Source organism: Caulobacter sp. FV2ps19 (assembly GCF_058681035.1).
This window is the reverse complement of sequence record NZ_CM178729.1, coordinates 4,246,044-4,271,848: the sequence shown is the minus strand read 5'-3', so window position 1 is coordinate 4,271,848 and position 25,805 is coordinate 4,246,044. Positions and strand designations below refer to the sequence as shown.

Annotated in this window: 29 protein-coding genes and 1 pseudogene; 19 read left to right on the top strand and 11 right to left on the bottom strand. The window is 66.0% G+C overall.

What is annotated here, in order from left to right; translation table 11 throughout:
• The first annotated feature begins 32 nt into the window (after positions 1–32).
• Complete coding sequence (locus ACW18B_RS20315; RefSeq protein ID WP_492048809.1) at positions 33–1,136, top strand: Rieske 2Fe-2S domain-containing protein; 1,104 nt, start codon at positions 33–35, stop codon at positions 1,134–1,136.
• A 112-nt stretch (positions 1,137–1,248) separates the two neighbouring features.
• On the opposite strand, the gene ACW18B_RS20310 is transcribed toward ACW18B_RS20315, so the two are convergent.
• Positions 1,249–1,821: an SH3 domain-containing protein gene (locus tag ACW18B_RS20310; protein WP_492048808.1), complete on the bottom strand. Its 573-nt coding sequence runs from the start codon at positions 1,819–1,821 to the stop codon at positions 1,249–1,251.
• Positions 1,822–2,012: 191 nt separating this feature from the next.
• Positions 2,013–2,639 carry a glutathione S-transferase family protein gene (locus ACW18B_RS20305; protein WP_492048807.1) on the bottom strand — a complete coding sequence of 209 codons (627 nt, stop codon included), beginning with the start codon at positions 2,637–2,639 and terminating at the stop codon, positions 2,013–2,015.
• A gap of 104 nt (positions 2,640–2,743) precedes the next feature.
• On the opposite strand from ACW18B_RS20305, the gene ACW18B_RS20300 reads away from it, so the two are divergent.
• Positions 2,744–4,435, top strand: a complete 1,692-nt coding sequence (locus tag ACW18B_RS20300) for an acyl-CoA dehydrogenase family protein (RefSeq protein WP_492048806.1) — start codon at positions 2,744–2,746, stop codon at positions 4,433–4,435.
• Positions 4,436–4,541: 106 nt separating this feature from the next.
• Positions 4,542–6,182 (top strand): serine hydrolase, encoded by a 1,641-nt coding sequence (locus ACW18B_RS20295; RefSeq protein ID WP_492048805.1) that lies wholly within the window; start codon positions 4,542–4,544, stop codon positions 6,180–6,182.
• A gap of 1 nt (position 6,183) precedes the next feature.
• Here ACW18B_RS20295 and ACW18B_RS20290 read toward each other — a convergent pair whose 3' ends face one another.
• The 3 genes from ACW18B_RS20290 to ACW18B_RS20280 form a co-directional block, all read right to left on the bottom strand.
• Positions 6,184–6,792 carry a TetR/AcrR family transcriptional regulator gene (locus tag ACW18B_RS20290; RefSeq protein ID WP_492048804.1) on the bottom strand — a complete coding sequence of 203 codons (609 nt, stop codon included), beginning with the start codon at positions 6,790–6,792 and terminating at the stop codon, positions 6,184–6,186.
• Positions 6,793–6,864: 72 nt separating this feature from the next.
• Positions 6,865–7,512 (bottom strand): TetR family transcriptional regulator, encoded by a 648-nt coding sequence (locus ACW18B_RS20285; protein WP_492048803.1) that lies wholly within the window; start codon positions 7,510–7,512, stop codon positions 6,865–6,867.
• Positions 7,509–7,733: a CC0731 family SpdR-regulated protein gene (locus tag ACW18B_RS20280; protein WP_492048802.1), complete on the bottom strand. Its 225-nt coding sequence runs from the start codon at positions 7,731–7,733 to the stop codon at positions 7,509–7,511. Before ACW18B_RS20280 ends, ACW18B_RS20285 begins: the two co-directional genes overlap by 4 nt.
• 310 nt (positions 7,734–8,043) lie before the next feature.
• On the opposite strand from ACW18B_RS20280, the gene ACW18B_RS20275 reads away from it, so the two are divergent.
• Together ACW18B_RS20275 and ACW18B_RS20270 are read left to right on the top strand one after the other, a co-directional pair.
• Positions 8,044–8,241 (top strand): twin transmembrane helix small protein, encoded by a 198-nt coding sequence (locus tag ACW18B_RS20275; protein WP_492048801.1) that lies wholly within the window; start codon positions 8,044–8,046, stop codon positions 8,239–8,241.
• Between the two features lie 26 nt (positions 8,242–8,267).
• Positions 8,268–8,846 carry a cob(I)yrinic acid a,c-diamide adenosyltransferase gene (locus tag ACW18B_RS20270; protein WP_492048800.1) on the top strand — a complete coding sequence of 193 codons (579 nt, stop codon included), beginning with the start codon at positions 8,268–8,270 and terminating at the stop codon, positions 8,844–8,846.
• A 4-nt stretch (positions 8,847–8,850) separates the two neighbouring features.
• Here the strand turns inward: ACW18B_RS20270 and ACW18B_RS20265 are convergent, their stop codons facing one another.
• Positions 8,851–9,126 (bottom strand): hypothetical protein, encoded by a 276-nt coding sequence (locus tag ACW18B_RS20265; RefSeq protein WP_492048799.1) that lies wholly within the window; start codon positions 9,124–9,126, stop codon positions 8,851–8,853.
• Between the two features lie 212 nt (positions 9,127–9,338).
• Between ACW18B_RS20265 and ACW18B_RS20260 the strand changes: the two genes are divergently transcribed.
• A complete protein-coding gene (locus ACW18B_RS20260) occupies positions 9,339–10,085 on the top strand; it encodes an electron transfer flavoprotein subunit beta/FixA family protein (RefSeq protein ID WP_492048798.1) in 747 nt (248 codons plus the stop codon).
• The gene (locus ACW18B_RS20255) at positions 10,086–11,027 is read left to right on the top strand and encodes an electron transfer flavoprotein subunit alpha/FixB family protein (RefSeq protein ID WP_492048797.1); all 942 of its coding nucleotides are present in this window, start codon (positions 10,086–10,088) and stop codon (positions 11,025–11,027) included.
• 90 nt (positions 11,028–11,117) lie between these two features.
• Here the strand turns inward: ACW18B_RS20255 and ACW18B_RS20250 are convergent, their stop codons facing one another.
• Complete coding sequence (locus ACW18B_RS20250; protein ID WP_492048796.1) at positions 11,118–12,137, bottom strand: NAD(P)H-binding protein; 1,020 nt, start codon at positions 12,135–12,137, stop codon at positions 11,118–11,120.
• Between the two features lie 92 nt (positions 12,138–12,229).
• Between ACW18B_RS20250 and ACW18B_RS20245 the strand changes: the two genes are divergently transcribed.
• The 4 genes and pseudogenes from ACW18B_RS20245 to ACW18B_RS20230 form a co-directional block, all read left to right on the top strand.
• Positions 12,230–13,129 carry a LysR family transcriptional regulator gene (locus tag ACW18B_RS20245; RefSeq protein WP_492048795.1) on the top strand — a complete coding sequence of 300 codons (900 nt, stop codon included), beginning with the start codon at positions 12,230–12,232 and terminating at the stop codon, positions 13,127–13,129.
• A 268-nt stretch (positions 13,130–13,397) separates the two neighbouring features.
• Complete coding sequence (locus tag ACW18B_RS20240) at positions 13,398–14,603, top strand: saccharopine dehydrogenase family protein (protein WP_492048794.1); 1,206 nt, start codon at positions 13,398–13,400, stop codon at positions 14,601–14,603.
• A 4-nt stretch (positions 14,604–14,607) separates the two neighbouring features.
• Complete coding sequence (locus tag ACW18B_RS20235) at positions 14,608–15,780, top strand: carboxynorspermidine decarboxylase (RefSeq protein WP_492048793.1); 1,173 nt, start codon at positions 14,608–14,610, stop codon at positions 15,778–15,780.
• Between the two features lie 34 nt (positions 15,781–15,814).
• A pseudogene (locus ACW18B_RS20230) lies at positions 15,815–15,943 on the top strand (hypothetical protein); the annotation flags it as partial.
• Between the two features lie 52 nt (positions 15,944–15,995).
• Here ACW18B_RS20230 and ccrA read toward each other — a convergent pair.
• A complete protein-coding gene (gene ccrA, locus ACW18B_RS20225; protein ID WP_492048792.1) occupies positions 15,996–17,270 on the bottom strand; it encodes a crotonyl-CoA carboxylase/reductase in 1,275 nt (424 codons plus the stop codon).
• Positions 17,271–17,525: 255 nt separating this feature from the next.
• Between ccrA and ACW18B_RS20220 the strand changes: the two genes are divergently transcribed.
• The 7 genes from ACW18B_RS20220 (at position 17,526) to ACW18B_RS20190 (ending at position 22,514) form a co-directional block, all read left to right on the top strand.
• Positions 17,526–18,254, top strand: coding sequence for an enoyl-CoA hydratase/isomerase family protein (locus ACW18B_RS20220; protein WP_492048791.1), 729 nt, complete (start codon positions 17,526–17,528; stop codon positions 18,252–18,254).
• A gap of 107 nt (positions 18,255–18,361) precedes the next feature.
• Complete coding sequence (locus ACW18B_RS20215) at positions 18,362–18,604, top strand: HP1242/YdcH family protein (RefSeq protein ID WP_492048790.1); 243 nt, start codon at positions 18,362–18,364, stop codon at positions 18,602–18,604.
• Between the two features lie 137 nt (positions 18,605–18,741).
• Complete coding sequence (locus ACW18B_RS20210; RefSeq protein WP_492048789.1) at positions 18,742–20,730, top strand: methylmalonyl-CoA mutase family protein; 1,989 nt, start codon at positions 18,742–18,744, stop codon at positions 20,728–20,730.
• 89 nt (positions 20,731–20,819) lie between these two features.
• Complete coding sequence (locus ACW18B_RS20205) at positions 20,820–21,398, top strand: hypothetical protein (RefSeq protein WP_492048788.1); 579 nt, start codon at positions 20,820–20,822, stop codon at positions 21,396–21,398.
• A 109-nt stretch (positions 21,399–21,507) separates the two neighbouring features.
• Complete coding sequence (locus ACW18B_RS20200; RefSeq protein WP_492048787.1) at positions 21,508–21,852, top strand: HVO_A0114 family putative DNA-binding protein; 345 nt, start codon at positions 21,508–21,510, stop codon at positions 21,850–21,852.
• A 22-nt stretch (positions 21,853–21,874) separates the two neighbouring features.
• On the top strand, positions 21,875–22,165 hold the full coding sequence (locus tag ACW18B_RS20195; RefSeq protein WP_492048786.1) for a nucleotidyltransferase family protein: 291 nt from the start codon (positions 21,875–21,877) through the stop codon (positions 22,163–22,165).
• Positions 22,158–22,514: a HepT-like ribonuclease domain-containing protein gene (locus ACW18B_RS20190; protein WP_492048785.1), complete on the top strand. Its 357-nt coding sequence runs from the start codon at positions 22,158–22,160 to the stop codon at positions 22,512–22,514. Before ACW18B_RS20195 ends, ACW18B_RS20190 begins: the two co-directional genes overlap by 8 nt.
• A gap of 7 nt (positions 22,515–22,521) precedes the next feature.
• On the opposite strand, the gene ACW18B_RS20185 is transcribed toward ACW18B_RS20190, so the two are convergent.
• Positions 22,522–23,913, bottom strand: a complete 1,392-nt coding sequence (locus ACW18B_RS20185) for an MFS transporter (protein WP_492048784.1) — start codon at positions 23,911–23,913, stop codon at positions 22,522–22,524.
• A 188-nt stretch (positions 23,914–24,101) separates the two neighbouring features.
• Here ACW18B_RS20185 and ACW18B_RS20180 point away from each other — a divergent pair, with 188 nt between their 5' ends.
• Positions 24,102–24,854 (top strand): extensin-like domain-containing protein, encoded by a 753-nt coding sequence (locus tag ACW18B_RS20180; RefSeq protein WP_492048783.1) that lies wholly within the window; start codon positions 24,102–24,104, stop codon positions 24,852–24,854.
• A gap of 18 nt (positions 24,855–24,872) precedes the next feature.
• On the opposite strand, the gene ACW18B_RS20175 is transcribed toward ACW18B_RS20180, so the two are convergent.
• Positions 24,873–25,169, bottom strand: a complete 297-nt coding sequence (locus tag ACW18B_RS20175) for a hypothetical protein (protein WP_492048781.1) — start codon at positions 25,167–25,169, stop codon at positions 24,873–24,875.
• 93 nt (positions 25,170–25,262) lie between these two features.
• Complete coding sequence (locus ACW18B_RS20170; RefSeq protein WP_492048780.1) at positions 25,263–25,745, bottom strand: SRPBCC family protein; 483 nt, start codon at positions 25,743–25,745, stop codon at positions 25,263–25,265.
• Positions 25,746–25,805: the final 60 nt, after the last annotated feature.

Below are 25,805 nucleotides of genomic sequence, written 5' to 3'. Positions count from 1 at the left end.
TAAAACGTCAAAGAACGGCGCTATAAGAGCCTATGCCCGACGACGCTTCGCCCGCCGCCAAGTCCTCGCCCGCCGCCAAGTTCGGCGAGGGCTTCGTCATGGACGCCTGGTATGTGGCGGCCCTGTCGCCGGACCTGAAGCCCGGCAAGATGGAGCCGCGCGAATATCTGGGCGAGCCGGTGTTGCTGGGCCGGACCAAGGGCGGGCAGGCCTACGCCATTCGCGATGTCTGTCCGCACCGCGCCGCCGCCCTGTCGGCCGGCCGGGTCAAGACCGAGGCCGATGGCGCCGAGAGCATCGAATGCCCCTATCACGGCTGGCGGTTCGGCGTGGACGGGGCCTGTACGGCGATCCCGTCCCTGACGGCCGACAGCGAGGTCGATATCCGCAAGGTGCGCGTGCGCCGCTATCCGATCGTCGAGCAGCAGGGTCTGGTCTGGATCTGGATGGCGTCGGACCCCCGCTTCGACGGGCAGCCGCCAGAGCCGCCGCCGGTGATCCCCGGCGTGGTGGGCGGCAAGCCCAAGCTGGTCGACCATCTGGACTATGATATCCATATCGACCACGCCGTGCTGGGCCTGATCGACCCGGCCCACGGCCCCTATGTGCATCAGCAATGGTGGTGGCGGACCACGGCCAGCCAGCACGAGAAGAAGAAACGCTTCGCCCCGTCGGAGGCCGGCTTCACCATGGTGCGGCACGAGCCGTCAAAGAACTCCAAGGCCTACGCCATCCTGGGCGGCGAGCCGCTGACCGAGATCACCTTCCGCCTGCCGGGCCTGCGCTGGGAGCATGTGACGGTGGGCGACAAGCAGGTGCTGGCCCTGTCGGCGATGACGCCGATCAATGCCCACAAGACCCGTATGAATCAGATCATGTGGTCCGATCACTGGGCCTTCACGGCGCTGTATCCGGTCATCCGGATCGCCGCCCGGGCCTTCCTGCGCCAGGACGGCTATATCGTCGGGGTGCAGAGCCAGGGCCTGAAGTGCAATCCGCCGCTGATGTGGGTGGGCGACGCCGACCAGCAGGCCCGCTGGTATCAGCAGTGCAAGCGCGAATGGCAGCTTAGCCGCCGCGAGGGCCGGGCCTTCGTCAATCCGGTCAAGGACGCCGTGCTGTGCTGGCGCACCTGATCAGGGTCTGAAGACGCGGGCCTGAAAAAGCCCGCCTGGTCGGGGGACAACCAGGCGGGCCCTTGTTTGGAACGCGGAGAGGGACAGAAGCCGCGTTCCAGACCTCTAGGGGTTAGGCGCGATAGACATAGGCGCTGGAGACGTAGCCGACGCCGACGCCGTCCTGGCCGACCAGGATCCACTTGCCGTCACCGGTGCGGCCCAGGGCCTGGAAGGTCTGGCCGGCCTGAACTCCGCCCACCTTGGCGCCGCGGATCGAGGCCGAGGCCCGCAGGTTGAGGTTGGAGCGGGCGACATACTTGCCCTTAATCTTGGTCACGGGGGTGGCGTTGACCGAGTCGGCGAAGCGGACGCCGTAGCTCTGATAGGCGCCGCCGACGGCCTGACGGGCGTCCTTCTTCTGCATGTTGCAGCCGACATAGGAGCCCGCGCCGGCCCCGACCACGGCGCCGATGGCCGTGCCCGTGCCGCGGTCGTTCTTGGCCAGGTTGGAGCCGGCGACGGCGCCCAGCAGCGCGCCGATCACGGCGCCGCCTTCCTGCTTGTGGCCCGAGGCGTTGCAGCCGACGACGCCGCCCAGCCGCTGCTCCATGGCGAAGGCCGAGGGGGCGGACATCAGGGTCAGGGCGCTGGCCGAGGCGGCCAGGGTCAGGGCGATGGTCTTGAAGGTCTTGATGCTGGTCATGTCGATAGTCCTTGTCCCGATGGAATGTGTCCGGGGTCATCAACCCCGTGAGACAGACCATGACAGGGCCAAGCTGAACGGCGTCGGCGACCGCTCTGACAGAGTTCGTTCATGTTGAAGAAAGTTTGGGGCCGCCGGGCAGGACGGCAAACGGAGCTCCCTCCGGGCGGTCGGGCCCGGAGGGGCGGTGGTTAGGCCCCCAGCGCGTAGGGGCCGCTCTTGTCCAGCGCGGTCTTCCAGGCGGGGCGGGCGTGCATCCGCTCGATCCAGGCGGCCATGTGCGGATAGTCCGGCAGTTTGCCCATGGCCTTGGCGACCTCGGGCACGAAGCTCATCTGGATGTCGGCGCCCGACAGGCTGTCGCCGACGAAGAACGACCGGCCGGCCAGGCTCTGGTCGACGAAGGCCAGATGGTTGGAGATTTCCGACTGGATGCGCGGCTGCAGCGGCGCGCCGCCCTCGCCCAGACGGGCCACATACATGTTGAGCATCAGCGGCAGCATGGCCGAGCCCTCGGCATAGTGCAGCCACTGCTGGTAGCGATCAAAATCGGCGCTGGCCGGATCGGGGGCCAGGCGGCCACCGCCGTGACGGCGGACGACATAGTCGATGATCGCGCCGGACTCGATGACGGTCAGGTCGCCGTCCTCGATCACCGGCGATTTTCCCAGCGGATGCACGTCGGTCAGGGACGGCGGGGCCAGGCGGGTCTTGGTGTCCCGGGTGTGAAAGACGATCTCGTAGGGGACCGCCAGTTCCTCCAGCAGCCACAGGATCCGCTGCGATCGGGATTCGTTGAGGTGGTGGACCTTGAGCATGTTTCTTCCCCTATTTCGGTTTTATGCTGCATTGCGGCATTGCTCGCAGGTGCGAAAAGCCTCAGAGTAAAAGAAAACAACTGTTTGGCGCAGGGGAGCAAGCTATGACCGACACGGTCGCACAGGATAATGCCTCGATCATTCTGCCGGGTCTGACCGGCCTGCTGCGCGAAGCGGCCACGGCGGCCCAGGCCTTTGTGAGCACCGTCCAGCCGCTGGTGAAGGCGCGCATCGCCGACGCCGCCGGCAAGGTCGACCGCAGGCTGGCCGACCGGGAGCAGCACGCCGTCCATGGCTTTGGCTGGTACGCGGCCTATGGCGAGCTGCTCAACCAGGTCGCGGGCTGGGCCGAGCGCCTGGAGGCCGACGGCCGCTTCACCGAGATCGAGGCCCTTCTGGCCCAGTTGCTGTTCGCGGAATACGCCACCCAGATGGTCGGCGGCATCGCCATGAACCAGGGCGAGATGATCCGCCCCGTCGACCTGACCGATGATCGCGGCGCGATGACCCTGCTGTTCGCTCCGGCCCTGGTCACGCTGATGACCAAGGGCGGCGGCCAGGCCGTCAAGACCGCCATCGCCCAGCGCCTGGCCGAGGCGCGCGGTCGTCCGACCCTGGAAAACACCGGGCTGGATGAAACCTTCGAGATGATCCGCGATCAGTTCCACGCCTTCGCCGAGGAGAAGGTCACTCCCTTCGCCCACGAGTGGCACCTGAAGGATCAGCTGATCCCGATCGAACTGGTCGAGGAGCTGGGCGCCCTGGGGGTGTTCGGCCTGACCATCCCTGAGGAATATGGCGGCAGCGGCATGGGCAAGACCGCCATGTGCGTGGTCTCCGAGGAGCTGTCGCGGGCCTGGATCGGCGTCGGCTCCCTGGCCACCCGTTCGGAGATCGCCGGCGAACTGATCCTGACCGGCGGCACCGAAGCCCAGAAGCAGTATTGGCTGCCCAAGATCGCCGACGCCTCGATCCTGCCGACGGCCGTCTTCACTGAGCCCAATACCGGCAGCGATCTGGGATCCCTGCGCACCCGCGCCGAGCTGAAGGGCGAGCACTACAGCGTGACGGGGAACAAGACCTGGATCACCCACGCGGCCCGCGCCGACGTCATGGCCCTGCTGGTCCGCACCGATCCCGACACCACCGACTATCGCGGCCTGTCGATGTTGCTGGCCCCCAAGCCGCGCGGCGTCGAGGGGAACGACTTCCCGGCTGACGGCATGAGCGGCGGCGAGATCGGCGTCATCGGCTATCGCGGCATGAAGGAATATGAGCTGGGCTTCGACGGTTTCACGGTTCCGGCCGAGAACCTGCTGGGCGGGGTCGAAGGCCAGGGCTTCAAGCAGTTGATGGCCACCTTCGAGAGCGCCCGCATCCAGACCGCCGCCCGCGCCGTCGGCGTCGCCCAGTCGGCGCTGGAGGCGGGCCTGTCCTACGCCCTGGACCGCAAGCAGTTTGGCCAGGCGATCTTCGAGTTCCCGCGCGTCGCCAACAAACTGGCGATGATGGCCGCCGAGATCATGGGCGTGCGCCAGCTGACCTATTTCGCCGCCGCCCAGAAGGATGAGGACAAGCGCTGTGACGTGGAGGCCGGCATGGCCAAGCTGATCGCCGCCCGCGTGGCCTGGGCCGCCGCCGACAACGCCCTGCAGATCCATGGCGGCAACGGCTTCGCGACCGAATACGCCATCAGCCGGATCCTCGCCGATGCGCGCATCCTCAACATCTTCGAGGGGGCCGGCGAGATCCAGGCCCAGGTGATCGCGCGGCGGCTGCTGGACGGCGGCAACTGACGTGATCGGCTCATCCCGGCGGTCGCGGGGATGAGCCCATGTTCAGGCCCTTGTCGGACCCGCAAGCCTCAGACTAGCTTGCGGCCCTGCTCGCAAGGACGCTTTCATGATCGCCACGACCCGCCGCACAGCCCTGATCTCCGGCTTCGCCACAGCCAGCCTTGCGGCGTTCGGAAGCTCGGCCCGGGCCCGCGAGACCGGTTCAGTCGCCGCCGCCGTCGATCAATACGCGCAAGAGGTGATGGCCGCCTTTCCCGATGAGCCGGGTCTGGGCGTCGCGGTGGTGGAGAATGGCGAGATCACCCTGGCCAAGGGCTATGGCGTCAAGCGCCTGGGCGCGCCGGCCAAGTGCGACGAAAACACCATCTTCGGCATCGCCTCCAACACCAAGGCCATGACGGCGGCGGCTCTGGGCATGCTGGTCGAGGAGGGCAGGGTGGAGTGGGACGCGCCCGTCACCCGCTACCTGCCTGATTTCGCGATGAGTGATCCGGTGATCACCAAGCTGATGACCGTGCGCGATCTGCTGGTCCATCGCAGCGGCCTGACCCTTGGGGCCGGCGATCTGATGATCTGGCCCGCCCCCACCCATAGCCGTCAGGACATCGTCGCCGGTCTGAAATATCTGCCCATCGGCTCGCAGTTCCGCGGCGGCTACGCCTATGACAACGTGCTGTATGTGGCCGCCGGTGAGGTGATCGCCGCCGTCACCGGCCAGCCCTGGGAAGTCTTCATCCAGAGCCGGATCCTCGATCCCCTGGGCATGACCGATACGGTCCCCATGCCGTCCATGGTCGACAGGAGCCGCCGGGCCGAGCCGCACTGCCGCATGGGACCGCCGGTGCGGGGGCTGGGTCCGCAGACCGTTCTGCCGTTCGACGGCAGCTTCGACTCGGCCGCCGCCGCCGGCGGGGTCAACACCACACCGACCGACATCGGCAAGTGGATGAGGGTGCAACTGGCGCTGGGCGCCCTTTCCAATGGCAAGCGGTTATGGAGCGAGGCGACCGCCCGCGAACTGTGGAAGCCGCAGACCATCACCAGTTCGTCCGAGGGGCCGACAGCCGACAATCCGGCGCGCCCGTCCATCCAGGCCTATGCCCTGGGCTGGTTCGTTCAGGATCATCGCGGTGAGCGCCTGCTGTGGCACACGGGCGGCCTGGCCGGCTTCATCTCCTATACGGGCCTGCTGCCGGGCCGAAGGTCCGGGATCATGGTGATGACCAATGCCGAGGAGAACCCGGTGCTGCGGTCCCTGCGCTATGGCGGCCCCGATCGTCTGCAGGGGCGCAGCGACTTTGACTGGATCGCCTCCAGCAAGACGGTCCAGGCCGCGGCGGACGCCAGGACGATCAAGGACGCCGCCCAGGCTGTGACGCCCAAGGGCGGCGGCGCCAAGCCCAGCCTGCCGCTTGAGGCCTATGTCGGCGTCTATCGCGATCCCTGGTACGGGACGGTCACGATCGGCCAAGCGAAGGGCGGCCAAGCGAAAGGCGGCCAAGCAAAGGGCGAGAAAGCCAAGGGGCTGACGGTCTCTTTCGACAAGACCCCGGCCCTGCAGGGCCAGTTGAAGCCGTTCGACGGCGAAACCTTCCAGACGATTTTCAACGATCGCACCCAGGAAGACGCCTTCATCACCTTCGACGTCGTGGACGGCAAGGTGACGTCGGCCCTGGTCAAGGCGGTCTCGCCCCTGGCCGATTTTTCTTACGACTATCAGGACCTGCGGCTGGCTCGGCTGAATTGACTCAGCGCGGTCGCCAGCCTTCGGCGATCACCATGATCTGGCGCTCCATCGCCGCCGACATGGCGGCGGCGTCGCCCTTGCCGCCTTCGTTGGCCGCGATGCGATAGTTCCAGGCATAGGAGGCCTTGAGCACGTCGATCGCCACCTGCTTGTCGAGATCGTCGCGGACCTCGCCGCGCTTGACTCCTTCAGCCAGCACATCGCGCAGCATGTCGGTCAGGCGCGAGTTGCGCCCATAGGGTTTGATCCCCGGGTCCAGGTTGGGGCTGTAGGACGCGGCGATATGGGCCAGGAACAGCTTCACCCGACGGGTCTCGAACTCGTAGTGGATGGCGAAGATCGAGCAAAGTCGATCCGCCGTCGCGCCCCGCAGAAACGGCAGAACCCGGTCGAACTCGTGATAGAGGTCTGTCAGCCGGTGCTCCATCACGTGGCTGAGCACTTCGGCTTTCGACGCAAATGTCGTGAAGACGCTGCCGACCGAGACACCCGCCCGCTCCGCTATGGCGCGGATGGTGGTTTCCTCGTAACCGACGTCATTGAACAGGTCGCGAGCGGCCTCAAGGACCTTCTCCCGCGTCGCCTGTTTCTGTTCATCCCTTATGCCCAAGCCCGTCCCCCTCGACACGCTAGAGTCTGATTATGATTAAGGACGCCCCGCCCCAACAGGGCGTCCCAAGTGTTAGGCGCGAGCGGCCGCGAAGATGATTTTCAGTTGATCTGAAAGCCGCGTCACCAACGCCTCAACCGACCAGCCGTCAAAAACGGCGCGACGATAGTTGGCGACATACACGTCCCAGGCGATCTCAGCCAAGAGGTTTAGGTTAATATCGCTTCTCAGCTGGCCTTGATCGATACCGCGCTGCATCACCTCGGCGATCAGATTCAGGATCGTCTTGAGGTCATCGCGCGACCGGCGCTCGGCCGCTTCGCTATGGGTCCAGGACACCGCGATGCCGGCGCGTAGCAGGGGCAGCTGGTCAAGGTGGAACGCGTAGGCGACGCCGAACATGCCCAGCAACGCGTCTTCGGCGCGGCCGCTCGCGCGAGCGGCCTGCGTCATCTGGGCGTAGAGGACTTCGTAGTCCGCGGTCAGGATCTCGTCGAACAGTTCGGACTTGTCGGAAAAGCTGGCGAACACCGCGCCTGTCGACATGCCTGCGGCCTGGGCGATGTCACGGATCGTGGCGCCTTCATAGCCGCGCTCGCTGAACAGTCGACGAGCCGCCGCCACCACCCGCTCGCGCGTGCGTTGTTTGGCCAGGGCTCGACGGGTCAGTTTTGCGGGAGAGTCCGTTGCGGACTCGATGTTGACGGAAACAAAGCTCATGCGGCGGCCTCCAGGCGAGCCAGAGCGGCCTCAGCACGCTTCTCGAACTCGTTACAATATTCATCGACAACGTTCTGAAGAACGTCGGTATAGCGGCGCGCCAGCAGGCGGCCGTCCTGCGCGGCGTCGCGCAGGTCCGTGATCAACTGGCGAACTTCCGCCATGGCGTCTTCGCGTTCGGACGCGGAGAACGCGGCGTTGGCTGGTGCAGCCTTTGCCATACTTATTTCTCCTGCCTCCCCGCTGGGAATGAAGCGTTGAACGATCTGCGGTGAGGAGTTGATCATGTTCAACGAACGCATACATCAAAATCGAAGCGGGGGCCATATCGCCGTATCGGTGCGATTGCAACCGATTACCGCATTCAAAATCGCCGCCCATCGGCGACAGTCACATATATGCTACCGGTATCAGCTTGTACGTGTGACAAATGCACTCAACGAACTAGTTCGCTGAGCATGATCATCGGACTAGGTTCCGCCGGCGCGGAGCCTAGTGGTCAAGGTCCGTTCAAGCGCCTATCCTGCAGCCATGGACAGACTCTTCGACATCCTGGTGCCCGCCGCGCTTCTTGCGGTCCTGCTCGCCCTTGGCGGGGGTCTCTACGCACTCTTCCGGGGCGGCGATTTCGGCCGCTCCTATTCCAACAAGCTGATGCGCCTTCGCGTGCTTCTGCAGTTCATCGCCATCATCGTGCTGGTGGCGGCATTTTGGTGGCGCACGCGCTGAAAATCGATAACGGCGGTCTGCGACCCATGGTCACGCTCAACAAGATCTATACCCGCACGGGCGACGGCGGCTCGACGCGTCTGGCCACCGGAGCCCCTGTCAGCAAGGCGTCCCTGCGGGTTGAAGCCTATGGCGGCGTCGACGAAACCAACGCCTTTCTGGGCGTGGCGCGACAATACACCGCTCATGATCCTGAGCTGGATTCGATGCTGGAGCGCATCCAGAACGACCTTTTCGACCTCGGGGCGGATCTGGCCACGCCGGAGCAACACGAAAAGCCCGCCTGGGAGCCCCTGCGCGTTGTCGAAAGCCAGGTCGATCGGCTCGAGCAGGAGATCGACCGCCTGAACGGCCATCTGGGCGCTCTGACGTCCTTCGTGCTGCCGGCGGGATCGCCGGCGTCCGCGGCCCTGCACGTGGCGCGCACGGTTTGCCGCCGCGCCGAGCGGGCGGTGGTTCTGCTGTCGGAAACGGAAGGCGAGATCGTCGGTCAACCGGCGCTGAAATATCTCAACCGCCTGTCGGACCTGTTGTTCGTCGCAGCGCGCTGGGCCAATGACAAGGGCGGCGCTGACGTTCTGTGGAAGCCCGGCGCGACGCGCTGAGGATCTATTTCCCGGCCGGCGCAGGCGCGGGGGCGGCAGCCGGTGCGGCGGGCGTCTGCGCTTCGCCATTGATCGGCGGCACGTTCAGCGGGCGCCGGGTGATCGTCTCGATCGAATAGACCCGCGCGCATTTCATCCATTTGGCGGCCCAGGGGCGGCCCTCAGCTTCGCAACGCGCCTTCGGCCAGACCCACACATAGTGATAGGCGAACACCGCCGTGCAGCTGACCAGAAACAGGCCGACGAAGATGATCTTCAGGCGATTGATCGTGCGGTTCATGGCCGGCTCTTTAATCGCCGCTCGAAAGTCTGACCAGTCCTTTCGCGCCGTCGTTCCGCATGGGCGGACGCGGCGCGCGAAGTATCGTACAGTTGTTTGAGCCCTGCACGGTTGAGCTTTACGCTAACGTGAGGGGAAACTTGCATTGCGGTGCGGAAGAGGTAATTCCGTGCCTACGCAGGAGAAAACGCAGCCTGGAGGCGTGAAACCCGATGAAGGTCCTAGTCCCGGTCAAACGGGTTATTGATTACAACGTGAAGGTTCGCGTCAAAGCGGATCAGACGGGCGTCGATCTGGCGAACGTGAAAATGTCGATGAATCCCTTCTGTGAGATCGCGGTGGAAGAAGCCGTCCGTCTCAAGGAAAAGGGCGTCGCCACCGAGGTGGTGATCGTCTCTATCGGCCCGGCTCAAGCCCAGGAAACCATCCGCACGGCCCTGGCCATGGGCGGCGACCGCGGCATCCTGATCACCACCGATGCTGATCCCGAGCCCCTGGCCGTGGCCAAGCTGCTCGCCGCCGTGATCGGTGAAGAGCAACCGAACCTGGTTCTGATGGGCAAGCAGGCCATCGACGGCGACAACAACGCCGTCGGCCAGATGCTGTCGGCCCTGCTGGGCTGGCCGCAGGCCACCTACGCCTCGGCCGTGGACGTTTCGGGTTCGACCGCCAAGGTCACCCGCGAAGTCGACGGTGGTTTGCAGGTGCTGGACGTGGATCTGCCGGCGATCATCACCGCCGACCTGCGCCTCAACGAGCCGCGCTACGCCAGCCTGCCCAACATCATGAAGGCCAAGAAGAAGGAGATCGTCAGCAAGACGGTCGCCGACTACGGCGTCGATATCGCGCCGCGCCTGAAGGTGCTGAAGGTCAACGAACCCGCCAAGCGCTCGGCCGGCATCAAGGTGGAAACCGCCGCCGACCTGGTGGCCAAGCTCAACCTCGCGGGAGTGCTCTAGATGGCTGTTCTCGTCGTCGCCGACAATGACAACGCGCACCTGCGCGATGGCACCCACAAGACCGTCACCGCCGCCCTGAAGCTGTCGTCCGACGTGGACGTTCTGGTTCTGGGTCACGGCGCCAAGGCGGTGGCCGATGCGGCCGCCAAGATCAGCGGCGTCCGCAAGGTGCTGCTGGCCGACAGCGCCGCCCTGGGTCACGGCGTGGCCGAGGCGCAGGCTGACGCTGTGCTGGCCCTGGCCGGCAATTACGACGCGATCCTCGTGCCGGCCACGTCGGGCGGCAAGAACTTCGCGCCGCGCGTCGCCGCCAAGCTGGACGTCGCCCCGATCTCGGAAATCGTCGAAGTGGTCAGCGCTGACACCTTCGTTCGCCCGATCTATGCCGGCAACGCCCTCGAAACCGTCCAGTCTTCGGACGCCAAGAAGGTGATCACCGTCCGTCCGACCGCCTTCGCGGCGGCGGAAGAGGGCGGCTCGGCTTCGGTCGAAACCGTCTCGGGCGCGGACGCCGGCAAGACCCGCTTCGTCAGCGAAGAAATGGTCAAGTCGGACCGTCCGGAACTGGCGGCGGCCAAGATCGTCGTCTCCGGCGGTCGGGCCATGGGTTCGGCCGAGGAGTTCCAGCGGGTCATCGATCCCCTGGCCGACAAGCTGGGCGCCGCCGTCGGCGCCTCGCGCGCGGCGGTCGATGCGGGCTATGCGCCCAACGACTATCAGGTCGGTCAGACCGGCAAGGTGGTCGCGCCGGCGCTGTACATCGCCATCGGCATCTCGGGCGCCATCCAGCATCTTGCCGGCATGAAGGACTCCAAGATCATCGTCGCGATCAACAAGGACGCCGACGCTCCGATCTTCCAGGTCGCTGATTTCGGCCTGGTCGCCGACTACAAGACCGCGGTGCCCGAACTGATGGACGCGCTCAGCGCGGCCGGAAAGTAGGCTTCGGCTCCAGAACAGCGGAAAGGCCCGGAGGCGACTCCGGGCCTTTTTGTTTGGGTTCGCGGCGGCGATCTCGGGGCGGCTCGCGGTTCAGGCGGCGGGGCGGGGACGGGGCGCGGACGGCGAGCGGAGGGCGCGGGGCGCCGTGGTCAGGATGACCTCCAGCCCCGCCAGGGTTTCGGGCACGGCCCGGTCCAGCGGCGTATGCGGCTCCGCGCCCAGAAAGGCGACCAGACGTCTATTGTCCAGGCGTGCGGGCTGACGCCACAGCGGCTTCATCTCGATCATTTCCCGCATCGTCTCGCTGAACGGCGCGATCAAGCCCAGCAGCGCCCAGGGGAAGGCCTTGACCGGCAGGTTGGGCGCGCCGGCCGCGCGGCGGATCGCCGACGTCATCGCCGTCCCGTCGGCGTCCCACTGGCCATCGAAATGGAAGCGGGAGAAGGCGGGCAGCTCGCGTTCGCGATCGGCCAGCCGGGCGAAGGTCTCGGCCACATCCGGCAGATAGGCCCAGGCGTGGCCCACGCCGCGCTGGCCCGGATAGGTCATGGCCTTCAGGGGTTTGCCGGGCGTCGCCAGCGCCTGGCTGAACCAGTTGTTGCCGGCGCCGGGCCCGAAATAGTCACCGGCCCGCAGGATCAGCGAGCGTACGCCCCGCGCCGAGGCCGCCTCCAGTTGCGCCTCCATCTGGACGCGGATCTTGCCCTTGCGGGTCTTGGGCTTCTGCGGCGAGCCCTCGGTCAACAGCGGATGGGCGTCGGTATCGTAGTTGTAGATCGTGCCGGGCAGCAGGATGCGCGCGCCGCTGGCCTGGGCTGCGGCGATGGTGTTGTCGATCATCGGCAGGACGAGCTTTTTCCAGCCGCGATAGCCGGGCGGATTGACCGCATGGACGATGATCGCCGCGCCCTCGGCGGCGGCGATCACAGTCGCCCGGTCCATGGCGTCGCCGGCGATCCAGGTCCATCCCCGGCTGTCCCCGGTCTTTGAAAGATCACGGGCCAGGGCGCGGAGGGTCCAGCCGTGGCGGGCCAGAGCCTGGGCCGCCGCGCTGCCGATACCGCCCTGAGCGCCGATGACCAGAGCGATGCGTGAGTTCGAAACGGTCATGATGACCTCCTGTGCTGTTGTGAGCCTCAGGATCGCGCCGTGACGCATGGAAAGAAATTGTCAGGAATGATTGATCCGCTAGTCTAAAATGTATGAGCAATCTCCCGAACGATCCAACAGACTGGGAACGCCAGCGCGCGTTTTTGGCCGTACTGCGCGAGGGCAGCCTGTCTGCGGCCTCTCGTGCGCTGGGGGCGGCTCAGCCCACCGTCCGCCGCCGGATCGAGGATCTGGAGCGGCAGATGGGCGTGGCCCTGTTCACCCGCTCTCCAGCCGGCCTGACCCCCACCGCCCTGGCGCGGGAACTGTCGGCCCATGTCGAGGCCATGGCGGCGGCGGCGGCGTCGTTCGCGCGCGCGGCCTCGGCCGAGGCCGGATCGACGACGGGCGCGGTGCGGATCTCCGCCAGCGAGGTGGTCGGGGTCGAGGTGTTGCCGCCGATGCTGGCGGCCCTGCGGTCCGCCTATCCGGGTCTGGTGATCGAACTGAGCCTCAGCAATCACAGTGAGGACCTGCTGCGCCGTGAGGCCGATATCGCGGTGCGGATGACCCGCCCGCTGCAGGAGGCCCTGGTCGCCCGCCGCGTGGGCGCCATTCCCCTGGGGTTTCACGGCCATCGGCGATTGCTGGACGCGCTGGGTCGTCCCGTCACCCTTGAGGCGGCCAAGGCCCTGCCGTTGATCGGCTACGAGAGCGAGACCATCGGCGTGCGCGCCGTCAAGGCGCTGGGGCTGGACCTGCGCCGGGAGGACTTCGCTTTTCGCACAGACAGCGACCTGGCCCAGCTGGCGGCGATCCGCGCGGGTGTCGGGGTCGGCATCTGTCAGCTCGGCTTGGCGGCCCGCGACCCGATGCTGGAGCGGGTGCTGCCGGACTTCACCTTCGATCTTGAAACCTTCGTGGTCACCCATGAGGACCTGCGCGAGGTGCGTCGCGTGCGGCTGGTGTTCGACGCTCTGGTCGAGGGGCTCAGCGCCTATGCGCGACGCTGATCTGCAGGAGATGGCGAGCGCCTAAAAACATCGTCGCAAAAATTTTACGGGTAATTTCTTCTGCTTGAAGCTCACCTTTCGTCCCCAATTGAACAGTTCATGCGTTAGCACCTCGGCGACGCGGACCTGATCTTCGGACGGACATCGCTTTTCGGTTTTTGCACAACCTCGGCGGGTTAGCGGACCTGCCGTCCTCGTGATAAGACCCCCACCCCGCGTGCAGACCCCCATGTCTGCCTCAGGTTTTTAGACGTCAGGAGAAGCCCGGATGAGTAGGGTGCTGGTTATCGGTGCAGGCGGCGTGGGTTCAGTCGCTGTCCACAAGATGGCGATGAACGCCGATGTGTTCTCGCATATCACCCTGGCGAGCCGTACGAAGTCCAAGTGCGACGCCATCGCCGAGTCCGTAAAACAGCGCACCGGCGTGTCGATCGACACGGCGGCTCTGGACGCCGATGACGTTGCGGCGACCACGGCGCTGATCAAGGCGGTCAAGCCCGCCCTGGTGGTCAATCTGGCGCTGCCCTATCAGGACCTGAACATCATGGACGCCTGCCTGGCGGCCGGTGTGAACTATCTCGACACGGCCAATTACGAGCCGCGCGACGAGGCCAAGTTCGAATATAGCTGGCAGTGGGCCTATCAGGACCGCTTCAAGGACGCCGGCCTGATGGCGCTGCTGGGCAGCGGTTTCGACCCGGGCGTGACCTCAGTGTTCGCCACCTACACCAAAAAGCACCTGCTGGACCGCATCGACACGCTGGACATCCTGGACTGCAACGGCGGCGACACCGGCCTGCCGTTCGCCACCAATTTCAATCCCGAGATCAATCTGCGCGAAGTGACCGCGCCGTCGCGGCACTGGGAAAACGGCCAGTGGATCGAAGGCCCGGCGCTGAGCCACAAGCAGGTGTTCGACTTCGACCAGGTCGGCGAGAAGAACATGTACCTCATGTATCATGAGGAGCTGGAATCGCTGGTGAAGTTCTATCCGGAGATCAAGCGCATCCGGTTCTGGATGACGTTCGGCGACTCTTATCTCAAGCATCTGGAAGTGCTGGAGAACATCGGCATGACCCGCATCGAGCCGATGATGTTCCAGGGCCGCGAGATCATCCCGATCGAGTTTCTCAAGGCCCTACTGCCCGAGCCGTCGTCGCTGGGTCCGATCACCAAGGGCAAGACCAATATCGGCACGATCGCCACGGGCGAAAAGGACGGCAAGGCCCGGACCGTCTACATCAACAACATCTGCGATCACGAAGAAGCCTACGCCGAGACCAACAATCAGGCCGTCAGCTACACCACCGGCGTTCCGGCGATGATCGGCGCGGCGATGATGCTGACCGGCCAGTGGAAGGGCGCGGGGGTGTTCAACATGGAGCAGATGGATCCTGATCCGTTCATGGACATGCTGAACAAGCAGGGTCTGCCGTGGAAGGTCCACGACCTGCCGGCGTCGCTCGCCTTCTGATCCGATGGAAACCAAGTCCGCCGGGCCCGGCGCCTTCGCCCGCTTCGACCTCAACAACGTTCCGTCGCCCTGTTTCGTGGTCGATGAGGTCGCGGTGCGGCGCAATCTGGCGACGCTGAAGGCCGTGGGCGACCGTAGCGGCGCCCAGGTGCTGCTGGCGCTGAAGGCGTTCTCGATGTGGTCGCTCGCCGATGTGGTGGGCGACTATCTCGACGGCGTCTGCGCCTCGGGCCTGTGGGAGGCGCGGTTGGCCCGTGAGTTCTATCACGGCCACCTGACCACCTATTCGCCGGCCTACAAGCGCGAGGATCTGCCCGAGATCCTGCGGCTGTCGGATTCGGTGATCTTCAACGCCCCCAGCCAGGTCGCGCGGTTCGCCGACGTCATCGCGGCCGCGCGGGCGGACGGGCAGGTGTTCGATATCGGCCTGCGGCTCAATCCCGAGCACAGCGAAGCCGAGGTCGCCAAGTATGATCCTTGCCAGCTGGGGTCGCGACTGGGTTTCCCGGTGTCGCAGCTTCGTCCGGAGCACCTTCAGGGCGTTGACGGCCTGCACGTGCATGCGCTGTGCGAGCAGGGCTTCGAGCCCCTGCAGCGGATCTGGGCGTCTCTGGAGCCCAGGCTCGAAGGCTTGCTCGGCGGTCTGAAGTGGCTGAACCTGGGGGGCGGCCACCACGTCAGCCGGGCCGACTACGACACGGACGGTCTGATCGCGCTGCTGAGCCAGATCGCCCAGCGTCACGGTGTGCAGGTCTATATCGAGCCCGGCGAAGCCATCGCCCTGGACGCCGGCATCCTGGTCGGCGAGATCCTCGACACCTTCGACAACGGCATGGCCGTCGCCATCACCGACATCTCGGCCACCTGCCACATGCCCGACGTCATCGAGGCGCCGTACCGTCCGGCGATGCTGGACGAGCGCGAGGCGGGCGTCACGGTCCGGATCGGGGGGCCCTCGTGCCTGGCCGGCGACATCATCGGCGACTACGTCTTCGCCGCGCGCCCGACGCCGGGAACGCGGATCGCCTTCCTCGACCAGGCGCACTATTCGATGGTCAAGACCAACACCTTCAACGGTGTGCCGCTGCCGGCCATCGCCCTGTGGAACAGCGACAGCGACGTCCTCAAGCTGGTCCGGCAGTTCGACTACACCACCTTCCGCGACCGGCTGTCCTGACGGGCGCCCCCTTGCGCCTCCTTCTCCCGCAGGGGTGGGGGAGGCCGGGCGCCACACTGCGTCCTTCGAGGCTCGGCTACGCCTCGCACCTCAGGATGAGGATTTCAGTCGCCAAAAAGCGCCTCATCCTGAGGCGCCCGCGCAGCGGGCCTCGAAGGACGCACCGCATCAGCATCCGCTCAAGGTCATAAGCCTCCCGACCGAGGCTCTACCTCCTAAAGCGCCCCGCTCAGCTCCTGCACCTCTTCAAACGTCCGCAGGCCGGGCCGCTGGGCGCAGACCAGCACGCCCATGTTGCCGGGCAGATGCTGGTTGGCCAGCATCTTCTCGTGGGCCAGGGGGATGTCTTCCCAGGGGAGCACCTCCGACAGGCAGGGGTCGACGCGGCGGTCGATGACCAGCTGGTTGGCGGCGCTGGCCTGCATCAGGTTGGCGAAGTGGCTGCCCTGAACGCGCTTCTGGCGCATCCACAGGAAGCGGGCGTCCATGGTCAGGTTGAAGCCGCTGGTGCCGGCGCAGATGGCGACCATGCCGCCGCGCTTCACCACAAACACCGAGACGGGGAAGGTGGCTTCGCCCGGGTGCTCGAACACCATGTCGACGTCCTTGTTGCCCGTGATCTGCCACAGGGCTTTGCCGAACTTGCGGCTCTCCTTCATGTAGTCGCCGAACTCGGGCCCGTTGACGGTGGGCAGCTGGCCCCAGCAGTTGAACTCGTTGCGGTTCAGCACCGCCCTGGCCCCCATCGACAGCACGAACTCGCGCTTGTCTTCCGACGAGACCACGCCAATCGCATTGGCGCCGGCCACGGCGGCCAGCTGCACGGCGAAGACGCCCAGACCGCCCGAGGCGCCCCAGACCAGCACATTCTGGCCCGGCTTCAGCTCATGGGGCTGGTGGCCGAACAGCATGCGATAGGCCGTCGCCAGGGTCAGGACGTAGCAGGCGCTTTCTTCCCAGGTCAGGTGCTTGGGGCGCGGCATCAGCTGGCGCGATTGCACCCGGCAAAACTGTGAGAAGCTGCCGTCCGGCGTCTCATAGCCCCAGATCCGCTGGCTGGTGGAGAACATCGGGTCGCCGCCGTTGCACTCCTCGTCGTCGCCGTCGTCCTGATTGCAGTGGATGACCACCTCGTCGCCGGGCTTCCAGCGGCGAACCTTCTTGCCGACCGCCCAGACGATGCCCGAGGCGTCGGATCCGGCGATATGATAGGGCTGCTTGTGGCCGTCCAGCGGGCTGATCGGTTCGCCCAGAGCGGCCCAGACCCCGTTGTAATTGACGCCGGCGGCCATCACGAGCACCAGCACCTCGTCCTCGCCGATGGTCCAGGTGGGCACCACCTCGACCTGCATGGCCTGGGTGGGCTTGCCGTGACGCTCCTTGCGGATGCTCCAGGCGTACATGTTGGCGGGGACGTGAAAGGGCGGCGGAATCTCGCCGATCTCGTAGAGATCCTTCACGGGCGACTTTTCAAGCGTCTCGGTTGTCATATCACTCCCCGTTTCCTTCGGCGTTGCAGCAACGTCCGAAAGCTCAACTCAGCTGCGCGTGGGCCGGTCGAAACGGTGAAATTCGCCTCGCCAGCCCATCGTTTTGGGTCCTGGGATGGATAAATCCGCCCCGAAGGTCCTTAAGCTGAAACAACCGTTAGACTCTGGCAAGCAGAATCTTGTGCGCCGCAACATGATGCGGGCCTGGTGTTGCTGACCGCTGGTCAAGCGCCCGGCGATCGGCGAGGCTTGGCCATGAGCCCGACCCTGCACGTCTCCCGCCCCGCCGCCGCCATCGTTCTGCTGGAACTGGACAGTCGGCCGGCCAATGGGCTGGGCATGGCGCTGCGACGCCAACTGGCCTCGGCTGTGACCGCGATCAACGCCGACGAGAGCGTGCGGGCGGTGGTGCTGACCGGGCGCAACGGCGCATTCTGCGCCGGCGACGATCTGCGCGAGGCGGCGGGGCGGGGCGACACACAGCTGGCCGCCGTGCTCGGCTTCAACGCCCTGATGGACCATGTGGCGGCCTGCCGGGTTCCGGTCGTCGCGGCCATCGACGGCTGGTGCCTGGGCGGCGGGCTCGAGCTGGCCCTGTCCTGTGACATCCGCCTCGCCAGCAACCGGGCCAGCTTTGCGGCCTCAGGGGTCAATATCGGCCTGATGGCCTCGGTGGTCCGCCTGCCCCGTCTGATCGGCGAGGCGCGGGCCAAGGCGCATCTGCTGACCGGCGCGACCTTTGATCCAGCGCGGGCCCTGGCCGATGGTGTCGTCACGCAGGTGCACGCGGCGGACGCGCTGCTGCCTGCGGCTCTGGAGCTGGCTGAACGGATCGCCTCGCGCGCGCCCCTGGCGGTCGAGGCCGCCAAGCGGGCGGTGGCGGGCGCTGAAACGGATGTGGCCCAGCTTGTCGCCAGCGCTGATCACGCCGAAGCCGTCGCCGCGTTCACGGCCAAGCGGCCCGCCGTGTTTCGTCGGGCCTGAGACGGAAGGCGCGCTGAAATTGATTGATCGCAAGGCCGACCGTCAGCGCCTGCGCGCAGGATGGGTTGTCGCCGATCTGGGCGTCATTTTCCTGGAAGTCTGAAGCCATGAGCAACACCCCTCACGAACTGCACGAAGAATTCCCCCAGGACGCCGCCCGGATCCATGCGCTGAAGACCAGCGACAACCACTTCGCCAAGCTTCTGGACAGCTATAACGAGGTCAATCGCGCCGTGCACCGGATGGAAACCAACATCGAAACGGTGGCCGACGACGTGCTCGAGAAGCTCAAGAAGCAAAGGCTGGAGCTGAAGGACAAGATCGCCTCGGCCCTGGCCCAGCCGGCCTGACGCTGCGCCAGACCCGGCGTCGCGGGCCGTCGCCGGGTCGGCATAGTCGCACAACCCTTCGCTTTTGCGATATTGCATCGCAGCAAATCCCGGTTCATGATCGACGATAATCAAGAACGATAAATCGGGAGCGCGGGATGTCAGGAAAGCCGTATCAGCACGAGCCGGATGCGCCGTGGATCTTCCGCACCTATGCCGGCCACTCGACGGCCGAGAAGTCCAACAGCCTGTATCGCGCCAATCTGTCCAAGGGCCAGACCGGCCTGTCGGTGGCCTTCGACCTGCCCACCCAGACCGGCTACGACCCCGATCACATCCTCTCCCGCGGCGAGGTGGGCAAGGTGGGCGTGCCGATCAGCCATCTGGGCGACATGCGCCAGCTGTTCGACCAGATCCCGCTGGAGCAGTCCAACACCTCGATGACCATCAACGCCCCGGCCGCCTGGCTGCTGGCGCTGTATGTGGCCCTCGCCGACGAGCAGGGGGCCGACCGCAAGCGCCTGCAGGGCACGACGCAGAATGACCTGATCAAGGAATATCTGTCGCGCGGGACATACATCTTCCCGCCGGGCCCGTCCTTGAGGCTGATCGGCGACATGATCGCCTGGTGCTATCTGGAGGTTCCCAAGTGGAACCCGATGAACGTCTGCAGCTACCACCTGCAGGAGGCGGGCGCGACGCCGGAGCAGGAGCTGGCTTTTGCCTTGGCCACCGCGATCTCCGTGCTCGACACCGTCAAGGCCGGCGGCCAGGTGCCCGAGCAGGACTTCGAGATCGTCGCCTCGCGCATCAGCTTCTTCGTCAACGCCGGCGTACGGTTCGTCACCGAGCTGTGCAAGATGCGGTCGTTCACGCGCCTGTGGGACCAGATCCTGCTGGAGCGCTACGGCGTGCAGGACAAGAAGGCCCGGCGCTTCCGCTATGGGGTGCAGGTCAACAGCCTGGGCCTGACCGAGCAGCAGCCCGAGAACAACGTCTATCGCATCCTGATAGAGGCGCTGGCGGTGACGCTGAGCAAGGACGCCCGCTGCCGGGCTCTGCAGCTGCCGGCCTGGAACGAGGCCCTGGGCCTGCCGCGTCCGTTCGATCAGCAGTGGTCGCTGCGTCTGCAACAGGTTTTGGCCTATGAGACCGACCTGCTGGAATACGAGGACCTGTTCGACGGCAGCCACGTGGTCGAGGCCAAGGTCGCCGAGCTCAGCAAGGGCGCGCTGGAGCAACTGGCCCTGATCGATGAGATGGGCGGGGCCCAGAACGCCATCGACTACATGAAGACCCAGCTGGTGGGCTCCAACGCCCGGCGGGTGCGGGCGGTCGAAACCGGCGACATGACCGTGGTCGGGGTCAACCGCTGGACCGACACCGAGGCTTCCCCGCTGTCAGCCGGCGAAAGCGCGATCGAGACCGTCGACCCGCGTCTGGAAGCCGGCGTTGTCGAGCGCATCAAGGCCTGGCGCGCGGCGCGTGACGACGGCGCGATCCAGGCGGCTCTCGCCGACCTGAAGGCCGCCGCCCAGGACGGCCGCAATATCATGGAGCCCTCGATCGTCGCGGCCAAGGCCGGGGTCACCACCGGCGAATGGTCGGGCGCCCTGCGCGAAGTGTTCGGCGAATATCGCGGCCCCACGGGCGTGGCGGTGGTGGTCTCGACCGGCGAGGCCGAGGACGTCGAAGCGGTCAAGCGCGAGGTCGAGCGGGTCTCGCAGGTGCTGGGCCGCACCCTGACCTATCTGGTCGGCAAGCCGGGCCTGGACGGTCACTCCAACGGCGCCGAGCAGATCGCGACCCGCGCCCGGGCCTGCGGCATGGAGGTCGTCTATGACGGCATCCGCTCGACGCCGGAGGAGATCGTCCGCCGCGCCAAGGAAAGCCGCGCCCATGTGGTGGGTCTGTCGATCCTGTCGGGCTCGCATCTGGATCTGGTGCAGGAGGTCGTGCGCGTGATGCGCGCCGAGGGCCTGGGCCATGTGCCGGTGGTGGTCGGCGGCATCATCCCAGATGCGGATGCTCTGGTGCTCAAACAGATGGGTGTGGCGCGGATCTACACGCCCAAGGACTTCAAGATCACCGACATCATGGGCGACATCGTCAAGCTGGTGGAGGGGGCGGCGGTGGTCGAGGCGTGAGGCTGTGTTGGTGCGCGACGCAGCGATAGCTTGTTTGGCGTAGTGATGGTTTTCCGGCATGTTCGAGTGATCGAGCCGGGAGCATCAAGGTGGGACTGTACATCAGCCATATGGAGACCGTTTCCATAAAGACGGACCGCTCTCTCTATATCTATCTCCTGGATTACGGCTGGCCGGGCGGGGAATGGGAGCAGCTATTTAAGCGCCATTTCATGCATATGGCAGACCACGCTACCCGGACGGGTGCTGTCATCGTTAGCAGCATGAATGGCGTGCATTTCGGAAACGAGGTTTTGAGTTGGCATCGGGTCGGAGATCTAGATACCGCCGAAGTCCTGCCTGGACTGCTTATCACTAAGACGCCGCCACACTATTTTCGGGAAAGTTATGATGAGCAAGGCGCTGCGGAACCTGGATTGGAGGACCTGCTAGTCATCCCACTCAAGCCGTTCTGTAAAGACGAGACAGATTTCTTGCGCACCATCGAAGGCGTGTTCTCTGATCTGAAGAACGGTCTCGAGTTGAAGAACTTCCAGATCGCCAAGCATGACCCTCGGGAGCGGCCAATGATGGAGATCGGCAAACGGGTTATGAATGCGGTTGAAATTAAGCCCGGGGCGTTTGGCGTTTCTATTGATCTGAAGGCTCTCTTGCTGCCGTCCAAGTAGCTTCGGCGCTGGCGAGGCATCTGGATGGCCAGGAAACGCCCTATCGGTTCAGCACGCCTGACGCCCTGCTGGCCGATTTCTGGAACGATGTTGATCAATGGAGACCCGGATGAGCACCGTGACCCTGTCCGTCGCCTCGCGTGATGACGTCAAGCGCCGCGCGCTGGCCGCCTTCGCCGGTGAGGCCCAGGGCGCCCACATCTCGTTTGGCTCGGCCGAACTGCTGTGGACCACCCTGACCCGCAAGCGTTGGGAGATCCTGCGCGCCATGACGGGGCAGGGCGCCCTGTCTATCCGCGAGGTGGCTCGCCGGGTCGAGCGCGACGTGAAGGCCGTGCATGGCGACGTCCATGCCCTCCTCGACGCCGGGGTGCTTGAGCTCGCGATCGGCGGCGGGGTGGTGTTTCCCTATGACGCGGTCCATGTCGATTTCATGCTGACGGCGGCGGCTTGAGCTTCGTGCTATGGTTGCTGTCATGACCCTCGAAGACGCCCTCGCCAGACTGCGTGCGGCCAAGCCGCTGCTGGACCGCTACGGCGTCGCGCGCGTCGGCGTGTTCGGCTCGACAGCGCGGGGTGAGGCCGGGCCCGACAGCGACGTGGACGTGCTGGTGGAGTTCGCCAAGGAGCGACATCCGGGTTTGGGCTTTTTCGCCCTGCGGGATGGCTTGGCTGAGTTGCTTGAGCGTGATGTCGATCTGGCGACGCCCGATAGCTTGCATCGCCTGATCAGGGATCGGGTTTTGCGCGAGGTCGCCTATGCCTAAGGCGGAGCGGGACGCCCAGTTGCGGCTGGATGATATCCTGCGGGCGGTCGAACGGATCAGATCCTACACCGTTGGCGTCACGTTTGAGCAGTTCGCAGCGGACAACCTGCTCTTTGACGCTGTCGCCATGAACGTGCTGGTGATCGGGGAGTCGATTGGACGGCTGCCCGACCGGCTGAAGGAAAAACTCACGGGTTTGCCTTGGAAGAGCATGGTCGCGGTGCGCAATCTGGTCGCCCACGGCTATCCTGAACTGGACGAGCGGATCCTCTGGGATATCGCCAGCACCAAGCTCGGCGAGATTGAAGCGGTCATCGCGCCCATGCTCGCCTCGGTGCAAAAGCCCTGACCGTCTCCTAAACCCGCGCCAGTTTCCACGCCGCCAGGAACCCTACCCCGGCCAGCGGCGCGAAGGCGGCGAAGAGCCAGAAGCCGTGGGTCTGCGCCGCGGCGGGGTCGATGCCCTGGCCAAAGCCCAGCAGATTGGCCATGGCGCCGGCCGCCGCCGCGCCGACCGCGCCGCCGATCAGCTGGGTGGTGGGCACGGCGGCAGAGGCCAGGGCCTGTTCCTCGGCCGGGGCCGAGGCGATGGCGTGGCGGGCGATGAAGGCCCAGCTGAGGCCAAAGCCACAGCCCAGCACCAGCAGGGCGGCGGCGGTCAACAGGAGGCTGGCGTGGGTCACCGCCCAGGCGCTGGCCAGCACCCCGACCAGGATCACGCCCGCGCCGGCGCGGATGGCGGTCCCGTCGCGTTGGGCGGGCAGGTTCGAGACCGCCAAGGCGCAGGCGGTCCAGCCTGCGGCGATGGCGCCCACCACATACCCGGTCAGCAGGGGGGAGGCGCCCAGGCGGGCCTGGATGAAGGCAGGGCCATAGACGGTGAAGCCGATGGCGGCGGCCTCGAAGGCGAAGACGGTCAGCAGGCCAAGGCCGGTGGCGGTCGAGAGGTCGGCGACGGCGCGGGGCAACAGGCGATCCCGGGTCCGTCGATTGGCGACCAGCATGGCGGCCATGGTCACGATCCCGCCCAGGGCGGCGGCGGCGGCCAGGCGCACATCGGCCACGACCCCCGCCGCGCCGATCAGGGCCACGCCGACCACCAGCAGGGTCAACTGCAGGATCGGGATGCGGCTACGTTCATCACCGCGCTTCTCGGAGGGCAGCATGACCGCCACGGCCCCGATGAAGATCACGGCCTGGACCACGAACATCCAGAAGGCGCCGCGCCAGAAGCCCGCCTGCGCGAACAGCCCGCCCAGCAGCGGGCCCAGCAGGGTCGCCGCGCCCCAGATCCCGGCCACCGCGCCATAGACCTTGGGCCACAGGCGCTCCGGGAACAGGGCGGTGATCGCCACATAACACAGGGCCACGATGGCTCCTGCGCCCAAGCCCTGGATCAGCCGGCCCAGGATGAAGGTGACGAACTCCGGCGCCAGGGCGCTCATCGCGCAGCCGATCGCATAGACGAGGCCGCTGAGGGCTGTGGCATGGCGCAGGCCCAAAGCCAGGGACAGCTTGCCGCTGCACGCGCCGGCCACGATCGAGCCCATCAGATAGGCCGCCACCGACCAACCGAAATACTGATAGCCGCCGATGTCACGGGCGACGCTGGGCATGATCGTCGCCGTCACCAGGGTGTCGGCCGCGTTCAGCCAGATGCCCAGGCACAGCAAGGCGAAGCGCGGCAGAAGCGCGGGATCGAGTCGGGCGGGGCGACCCGTGGCGGTCGGCTTGGCGGGTGGGGACATGAACGCGTTTTCGGGGTCGACGGAGGACTTGGCGGGCGGTGATGCCCTTTTCCGGACCACGCGCCAAGTCAGGGTGACCCGCAATCGTCCTTCGAGCTCTCCTCCAGGCGATCGCTTTGCCGGTTGAACCAAGGCTCAAGGTCGTGCTTGCTGGGGCGTTAACCCTTTTGAAGGCGCGTTTCCGCCCCATGGCCTATCGCGTTCCGCGCCATTCGAGCATCGTCCATCAGGCGCGGCGCCAGACGCGCCTCGCCCGCTATGCCGGTCTGGTTCTGCTGTGGGTGCTGGTGCTGATCATGGCCTTTGTGGCCGAGCGCGTGATCCCCGACCAGCACCTGCCCTGGAAGCCGTTGAGCGTCGTTGATCCGGTCGGCATGGCCACGCGGATCAAGGCGGCGCGGGCCGGAGCCGATCCCCAGCTTTGCCGCGCCATCCTCAACCGCGCCGAAGTGACCTTCAGCGAGGTTCCGGACCGGGTCGAGGGCGACTTCTGCAAGGTTCACGACGCCGTTCGGATCCAGGGCGGCCTGGCCCGGCTGGAGCCCGCCGATGCGCCACTGGTCTGCAAGGAGGCCCTGGCCCTGACCATCTGGGAGCGCCAGATCGTGCAACCCGCCGCTGACGAATTGCTGGGGCAGGGCGTCATCGGCCTGGAGCACTATGGCAGCTATGCCTGCCGGCGGATGTACGGCAAGGCGGACGGACCGGTCAGCGAGCACGCCCTGGCCGGCGCCATCGACATCGCGGGCTTCAGGCTCGCCGACGGCTCCAGCGTCCAGGTCGCCAGCGACTGGACCGATCCGGGCCCGCGGGGGCAGTTCCTGCGCCGCGTGCGCGACGGCGCCTGCCGGGTGTTCCTGACGACGCTCAGCCCGGACTACAACGCCGAGCATCGTGACCACTTCCATCTGGACATGAGCGGCTGGAACAAATGCGCCTGACGCGGAGGGGCTGAACCGTCAGCTCTTGCTGAGATCCATGCCCAGGGTCGGGCCGATGCCGTCGGGATGTTCGCCGAACGGATGGTTTCCGCGGCGGTGGGCTATGACCTCCAGTTTGCGGCGCAGGTCTTCGCTCAGAGCCAGGGTCGGCGCGTCTTCCGCCTCGTCGTCGGGATCGTTGGGGATCGCGGCGGCGATCACTTGACGCAGTCGCTCGCCAAACAGCGCGTCCTGCGGCGAGCCCGGCTCAGGTGGGCGATCCAGGAAGGTCATCACCTCTTCCAGCGCAGTGTCAGCGTCGACGGTCTTGTGCATCTCGAACTCCTGGGTCTCCCAGGCGCAACGAGCATGAGCCCGGGGCGGTTCCTCGCCAAACGCCGTTCGCCGGCGTCCGCAGGGGGCAAATCCCTAAAGCGTGGCCGCCAGCGCCGCCATCTGGTCGGCCGCGATTCCCCAGCCCTCGGTGAAGCCCATCTGCTCGTGGGTCGCCTTGTCCTCGGCGGTCCAATGGCGGGCGATGGCGGTGTAGCGGGTCTTGCCGTCGCCCAGATCCTCGAAGGTGACGATGCCGACCATGAAGGGCTTGGCGGACGGCTTCCAGGTTTCGGTAAAGGCGTCGGTGAAGACAATCTTCTGGTTCTCGATCACCTCCAGATAGACGCCCGGATTGTCGACGACCTCGCCATCGGGGCCGTTCATGGTGATCAGGCTATTGCCGCCGGTGCGCACGTCGATCAGCGCCTTCGACACCTTCCACGGCGGCGGGCAAAACCAGATCGGCAACAACTCGGGCGATGCCCAGCACTTGAACAGCTTGGCGGCCGGGACGTCGATGATGCGGGTCAGCATCAGGTCGCGGTCGGCGTCGATCGTGGCGGTGTCGAGAGGCATGGTCGTCTCCGTCGGACTTGGCGTGACTGTCGCCCCAAGGACGGCCGACCTCCAGCGATT